Source organism: Rhodoferax sp., from assembly GCF_014859475.1.
Taxonomy (GTDB): Bacteria; Pseudomonadota; Gammaproteobacteria; order Burkholderiales; family Burkholderiaceae_C; genus Rhodoferax.
Genome location: NZ_JACUUE010000302.1, coordinates 1 through 2,165, shown reverse-complemented (window position 1 = coordinate 2,165; position 2,165 = coordinate 1). Strand labels below are relative to the sequence as shown.

Annotated in this window: 2 protein-coding genes; both read right to left on the bottom strand. The window is 66.0% G+C overall.

All coding sequences use genetic code 11. The features are described from left to right. Positions 1 to 79: 79 nt before the first annotated feature. The gene (locus IBX54_RS14655; protein WP_296543390.1) at positions 80 to 724 is read right to left on the bottom strand and encodes an ABC transporter ATP-binding protein; all 645 of its coding nucleotides are present in this window, start codon (positions 722 to 724) and stop codon (positions 80 to 82) included. Next, a partial coding sequence (locus IBX54_RS14650; RefSeq protein ID WP_296543389.1) for an iron ABC transporter permease occupies positions 717 to 2,165 on the bottom strand: 1,449 nt, incomplete at its 5' end. The genes IBX54_RS14655 and IBX54_RS14650, both read right to left, overlap by 8 nt.

The following is a 2,165-nucleotide window of genomic DNA, read 5'->3' as shown; positions in this document are numbered from 1 at the left end:
CATGGATTGCGTCACTTCGTTCGCAATGACAATGCATTTATTCGCCAAATTGACACACCCGCGTTGAAGTTGAGCAGGCTCACCACAAGGCCTCAATTTGGCCATCGTTCAGGCGCACCGCCCGCGCGGCCATGGCGCGGGCCTCCTGCTCGTCGTGGGTCACCAGTAAGGTCGGCATGCCAGCGGCCTGAATGCGGGCTTTGAACTCGTCGCGCAAGCTGGCACGCAGGTCGGCATCCAGCGCAGAAAACGGCTCGTCGAGCAGCAGTGCACGCGGCTCGGTGATGAGCGCGCGCGCCAGCGCCACGCGCTGCTGCTCGCCGCCCGACAAATGCCAAACCTTGTGCCGGGCATGGTCGGCCAGGCCAAACAGCGCCAACATCTCCAGTGCTTTGGCCCTTGCCCTGGATTTGTCCAAGCGCTGCTCGACCAGACCGAAGGCCACGTTGTCGCGCACATTCAGGTGCGGAAACAAGGCAAAGTCCTGAAACATCAGGGCAAAGCGGCGCTGCTCGGGTGGCACCCGGGTGATGTCCCGGCCGTCAAACCAGACGCTGCCGCCCAAGGGCTGCTGCAGGCCCGCCACAATGGCCAGCAGCGTGCTTTTGCCACTGCCGGACGGCCCCAGCAAGGCCACAATTTCACCCGCCGCCACCGACAGGTTGATGTCTTGCAGCAAGGCGCGCTCGCCGTAGTTCTGGCTGATGTGGCGCAGTTCAAGCATGGTGCAAAGTCTCCACGGGCAAGGCACCGACCGCAGCCCGACGGCGCTCACTGCCATCTATCACCGGCCACTCGATCAGCAAAAACGCCAGCAGCGCCAGCAGCATCAACAAGCTCGCCAGCACAAAGGCCTGGTCCAGGCTGGCAGCGCCCGGATGGCCCAGGCGCCGGTAGATCAGGGTGGTGAGCGTGGCCCATTCGGGGCGCGACAAAAAAAGTGTCACGGCAAATTCGCCCAGTGCGGTTGCCGCCGCAAACGCCATGCCGCGGCGCAACGCGGGGCGTAACAGCGGCAGCGTGACGCGCCAAAACGTGCGCTGCGGGCTGGCGCCCAGCGTGCGCGCCGCGTGCAGCAGATGCGGCGGCAGGCTGTCGAGCCCGGACGCCATCGACTTGGCCACAAACGGATAGGCCAGCACAGCATAGGCCGCCAGCAGCAAGGGCAAGCTGGCGGTCCAGCCCGGGTACAACAGCAGCAGGCCAAACGCCACCGTGACCGGCGACACCACAAACGGCAAAAAGGCCGCAGCGCGCCACAGCACCGAGCGCTGCGCGGCCAGCGCATGCAGCACGCCCAATAAAGTGGCGAGCGCCAGCGCCATGGCAGAAAAGCGCAATGTGTTCCACAGCGCGGCGCGCACCTCGGCATCGAACACGCCGGCCCAGGTGGCCCAGCCCGCCAGCAAGGCCTGCCAGACGATGGCCAGCACCGGCAGCGCGCAAATGAAAAACAACACGCCCAGCGCCCCCAGCAAGGCCAGCCACTGCGCCGTACCCTGTGGCGCTCGGCGTGCCAGCGGTTGCACCCGACTGGGCGCAGCCAGGCGCTTTTCCAGCAGCGCATAGAGCAGCGCCACGCTGCCGGTGAGCCCCAGCATCCACAGCGCCAGCACGCTGGCCTGGCCGAGTTGCAGCTCATGCGCCACCAGCGTGTAAATCTCGACCTCAACCGTGGCAAAACGCTGGCCACCCAAGACCAGCGCCAGGCCGAAACCGGCAAAGCAATACAAAAACACCAGGCACAGGCTCGACATCAGCCACGGCGCAATGGCCGGCCACTCGATGCGCCAAAAGGCACGCCACGGCGTGGCCCCCAAAGAGCGTGCCGCCGCCACCTGGCGCGCATTGACCTGGCCCAGCGCATCAACCCCGGCACGCACCACCAGGCACAGGTTGAAAAACAAATTGCCGTACAGCAGCAGCCAGGGTGTGTCCTGCAGGTTGATGCCGAACCAGCCGCTAAGCAGGCCGCGCGGCCCCCACAGGGCCAGCACGCCCAGGGCGGCCACCAACGTCGGCACCACAAAAGGCAGCATCAGCAGGCGCAGCACCAGGGTGCGCCCGGCAAACTCGAAGCGCGCCAGCACCCACGCCAGTGGCAAGCCCAGCACAAAGGCCAACACACAGGTGATGGCTGCCTGCGCCAGCGACCACAGCACGCG